The sequence below is a fragment of the Streptomyces hainanensis genome, from assembly GCF_004348415.1.
Lineage (GTDB): Bacteria > Actinomycetota > Actinomycetes > Streptomycetales > Streptomycetaceae > Streptomyces > Streptomyces hainanensis.
Map to the genome: position 1 here is coordinate 1 of NZ_SMKI01000586.1, position 4,130 is coordinate 4,130.

Sequence of the window (4,130 nt, forward strand, 5' to 3'; positions counted from 1 at the left end):
GCTGGGGGGTGGGGCCTTGCGGAGCTGACGACTGCGAAGCGGGGGCCACCGGGCCGCCCACCTCCGGCGCACCGGCCGGCGGCTCGTCCGGTCCGCCGGCGCGCTCGTTCTCGGTGCTCACGGCTCTCTCCTCAGGGACACGACACAAAGGTCCGACATCACGTGGTGTGGTGGCAGTCTTTCCCATCCTCCGTCAGGCCGGGATAAACCCCGCGGAGCCCGTGGCCGGCGGGCGCCGTGGCACGATGGCGCGGTGACTGCCGACCGCCCCCGCCCCCTGGTCATCGCGCACCGCGGGGCGTCCGAGGACGCGCCGGAGCACAGCCTGGCCGCGTACCGCAGGGCCATCGCGGACGGCGCCGACGCGCTGGAGTGCGACGTGCGGCTCACCGCGGACGGTCACCTGGTCTGCGTGCACGACCGCCGCGTCGACCGCACCTCCAACGGCCGGGGCGCGGTGTCGGCCCTGGAGCTCGCCCAGCTCGCCGAGCTGGACTTCGGCTCCTGGAAGGGCCCGTCGGGCGCCGAGTCGCCGGACGCCGTCGATCCCGAGCGCACCACGGTGCTGACCCTGGAGCGGCTGCTCCGCCTGGTCGGCGAGGCGGACCGGCCGGTGGGCCTGGCGATCGAGACCAAGCACCCGACCCGGTGGGCGGGGCAGGTGGAGGAGCGGCTGCTCACGCTGCTGGAGCGGTACCCGGTGCCCGGCCCGGTGCACGTCATGAGCTTCTCGGCGCGCTCGCTGCGGCGCGTGCGGCAGCACGCGCCCGAGCTGCCCACGGTCTATCTGATGCAGTTCCTGCTGCCGAGGCACCGTGGCGGCCGGCTGCCACCCGGCAACCGCGTCGCGGGGCCCGGGATCCGCGTGCTGCGCCGCGACCCGGGCTACGTGGACCGGGCCCACCGGGCCGGGCACCTGGTGTTCGTGTGGACGGTGGACGAGCCGGCCGACGTCGAGCTGTGCGCGCGGCTCGGCGTGGACGCGATCATCACCAACCGGCCGCGCACGGTGCGTGAGCAGCTCGCCGGCCTCGGCTGACGGGCCGCGGGGCCCTCGCCGACCCTTTCTGGTTCGATAAGGGCCGTATTTACCGGGCGTGCAACGGCGCACCCGCTTCGTGTCGATCATTACGACTGCGTCACCAGATGTGACATCGGCGGTTTCCGCCGAGCGCCCTGAGGGCACCAATCCCATGGCGTGGGGCAAAGGAGGTCTCGGGGGTGGCTCTGATGGTCACACAACAGGTGCCGACGTCGTCTTCCATGGCGGTGCCCCACGGCCCGTCGGGGGTGGCGACAGCTCGGCGACGGCTGCGGCGGGAACTGCACGAGAGCGGGACGTCGGACTCCGTGGTCGACGACGCGGTGCTGATTCTCTCGGAGTTGCTCAGCAACTCCTGTCGGCACGCGAGACCGCTGGCCGGCGGCCAGCAGGTCGAGGCGAGCTGGAGTCGGGACGACGCGGGCGTGGTCACCATCGCCGTCACCGACGGCGGCGGGCCGACCAGGCCGAGAGCCGGTGTGCCGTCCGTCACGGCGCGCGGCGGCCGGGGGCTGACGATCATCACCTCGCTGTGCCGCACCTGGGGTGTCAGGGACGGCGAGCCGGCCGGTTCGGTCACCGTCTGGGCGGTGCTCAGCCCGATCTGAGCGGCCGCCGCGCCGAAGCGGCGCGGAACAACTAGGCTCCTGCGGCAAACCGTCAGCAGCACGCACGCAGGAGACCCGCACGCCATGGCCAAGAAGCGCCGTCCCCGAAGCCAGCCGCAACCGCAGCTCGTCGCCGGGGAGGTTCCCGTCGTCGGCGCCCGCGAGCCCTGTCCCTGTGGCTCCGGCCGCCGTTACAAGGCGTGCCACGGGCGCGCCGCGGCCCAGGCGGCCACCGAGCTGGTCCGCCGCCCGTTCGAGGGGCTGCCCGGCGAGTGCGACTGGGTCGCGCTGCGCGAGCTGGTCCCCGCCGCCACCGTCCCGCTGACGCTGCGCGAAGGGCTGCCGGCGGACGTCCCCTCCGTCACCCTGGCCACGGTCCTGCCGATGGCCTGGCCCGCGCTGCGCCGCTCCGACGGCGCGGTGCTGCTCGCCGTGCAGAACGACACGGCCACCGGCGACCTCAGCAGGGACCTGGCCGACGTGCTGGCGAGGGCGCTGACCGCGGCGCCCGGCGCGCCGGTGCCGGCCAGCCGGCCCGACGTTGCCGGGCCGCGACTGCAGGATCTGCTCGACCCCGAGGCCCCGTTCGTGCCCGAGGTGCACGAGGGCTTCGAGTTCTGGCTGGACGACGCGAGCCAGGCGACCGGCGAGGTCACCGCGTCCCTGGAGCGCGCCAACGCCGCGGCCACCCCGACGGCCCGGCTGTCCGGCGTCACGGCGGCCTACTGGTGCGAGACGCCGGAGAAGAACCACCTGCGCTGGGTGATGCCGCACGCCGAGGACGCGCTGCTCGACGGCCTGGCCAGGCTGCACGCGGCCGGCGCCTCCTCGCTCGGCGAGGGCACGCGTCTGGTGGGGTCCTTCCGGGCGCACGGTCTGACCGTTCCGGTGTGGGACCTGCCGAGCGCGATGGGCGCCGAGGAGTGCGAGAAGCCGGCCGCCGCGTTCGGCGAGCGACTGGCCGAGGCGCTGGCCGCCGAGGCCCCGCTGACCGCCGAGGAGCGGAGCGCGCGCAGCGGGCTCACGAACCGTCAGATCACCCTGAACTGAGGCGAGCTGACGGTGTGAAGAATCACGGACACCCGGCCGACGGTAGTGATTCCAGTCACAACTGCCAGTAAATACTGGGTGTTCGGCCATTGTGCGGCCGCGTGGGATTTGCGAATCCCCGATGAGTTGTTACGGTCTGATGTGGGCCCGGTCGCTGGTGCATCCCCCGTCGCCAGCGACCGGGTCCGTCCATGTCTCGGGACGCCCCGTGCCGGGCCCCGCCCTCAGTACGAGAGCCGCCCATCCGGGTCGGGCGCGTTGAGCCCCGCCTCCACCAGGACGTCGAGCAGCCCCTCGATACGCGGCAGCGCCACCCGGCCCCGCCCCCCGGTCCGGCACCGCTGCGGCTCCCGCACCCAGCTCACCGCGCCGGCGCCGGTCTTCGAGGGCGGCAGCGGGAGGCAGCCGCCCGGGCCGTGGAACCGCAGCGAGCTGGGCACCCGCTCCCGGGCCGCCAACTCCTCGCCGAGCTGCGGCAGCTCGTAGGGCGCCACCAGCAGCAGCCAGCGGGTGGGCGTGGCGATCACCGGCCCCACGCCGGGTTTCCCCCGGCGGCCGAGCTCACGCTCCGCCCAGGCGCCGGCCACCGCCGGCAGACTCACGGCGCAGGGCGCGTGGCCGCCGGTGGCCAGCAGGATCGGGGCGTCGGGTCGGGCCTCCCACCACCAGCCGACCATCCGGGCGTCGGTGGTGGCGGCCAGCAGGTCGGGGTCGGCGGGATGCGCGCCGGGCACCGGGCAGTCGGGACGCCGGCAGCCGCAGCCGCCGTCGTCGAGCACCTCGGCGCCGGGCACCACGGGCCACCCCCACCGCCGTGCGAAGGCCAGGGCGGCGCCGCGCAGCGGCAGACTCCGCCGCCGAACACCGCCGTCACTGCCGCCGCCGTCGCCTTTTCCGTTCGTGCGTCGCTCTCCGAGGATCTCGCGCATCGGCGCTCGTTCCTTTCCTTCGCGGGTTCAGTTACACCACGTGGAACTTAGATCACCGTATGTAGCGGGTCGCGCTGGCGCGGAGCGGCGAGGCGAAGGGGGAGCCTGGCCACCCATACCGGGTAGGACGCCAGAGCTCATCGATCCGTTCCGATATGTACCCAGCCCGCCCGGCTCGATCCGCCGCCCGGAAGGCCCAGTCGATCGCGCATCGCCCCCAGTGGCGTTCCTTTTCCGCCAAACTCGCCCCGGCCCGGCCTGTCGACTCCGGAACGCGCCCGCTACCTGGGCATCATCCATCACGGCAGGACGATACTGGACATCGCGGCTGCCGTACTCCACCCGGTGGAAAAGTCCCATAGCGACACACATATCTGGGGGTTCGCGACGCACATGACCAGCTCACCCCCGCCAAAAGTGGCCGGAATCCACCCGGCGCGATCCGCACTGCCAGAGACTCCGGCGCCCGGGGGCGGCGCGGCGCGGGGGGCGCGTCAGGGG

4 protein-coding genes are annotated in these 4,130 nt (G+C 73.9%); 3 read left to right on the top strand and 1 reads right to left on the bottom strand.

The annotated features are described in order from the left end of the window. The first annotated feature begins 253 nt into the window (after positions 1-253). The 3 genes from E1283_RS32975 to E1283_RS32985 all read left to right on the top strand — a co-directional run bounded on the left by E1283_RS32975 (position 254) and on the right by E1283_RS32985 (position 2,700). A complete protein-coding gene (locus tag E1283_RS32975; RefSeq protein WP_132821839.1) occupies positions 254-1,039 on the top strand; it encodes a glycerophosphodiester phosphodiesterase in 786 nt (261 codons plus the stop codon). 191 nt (positions 1,040-1,230) lie between these two features. Further along, positions 1,231-1,650 carry an ATP-binding protein gene (locus tag E1283_RS32980; RefSeq protein WP_132821842.1) on the top strand — a complete coding sequence of 140 codons (420 nt, stop codon included), beginning with the start codon at positions 1,231-1,233 and terminating at the stop codon, positions 1,648-1,650. A gap of 84 nt (positions 1,651-1,734) precedes the next feature. Next, positions 1,735-2,700 carry a DUF5926 family protein gene (locus E1283_RS32985; RefSeq protein WP_132821840.1) on the top strand — a complete coding sequence of 322 codons (966 nt, stop codon included), beginning with the start codon at positions 1,735-1,737 and terminating at the stop codon, positions 2,698-2,700. A 224-nt stretch (positions 2,701-2,924) separates the two neighbouring features. On the opposite strand, the gene E1283_RS32990 is transcribed toward E1283_RS32985, so the two are convergent. Continuing rightward, positions 2,925-3,629 (bottom strand): bifunctional DNA primase/polymerase, encoded by a 705-nt coding sequence (locus tag E1283_RS32990; RefSeq protein WP_132821841.1) that lies wholly within the window; start codon positions 3,627-3,629, stop codon positions 2,925-2,927. Positions 3,630-4,130: the final 501 nt, after the last annotated feature.

What these genes read in the sequence shown, in the direction of transcription:
- E1283_RS32980 (WP_132821842.1), top strand. Translation starts at nt 1,231, where the DNA reads ATGGTCACACAACAGGTGCCGACGTCGTCTTCCATGGCGGTGCCCCAC.
- E1283_RS32985 (WP_132821840.1), top strand. Translation starts at nt 1,735, where the DNA reads ATGGCCAAGAAGCGCCGTCCCCGAAGCCAGCCGCAACCGCAGCTCGTC.
- E1283_RS32990 (WP_132821841.1), bottom strand. Translation starts at nt 3,629, where the DNA reads ATGCGCGAGATCCTCGGAGAGCGACGCACGAACGGAAAAGGCGACGGC.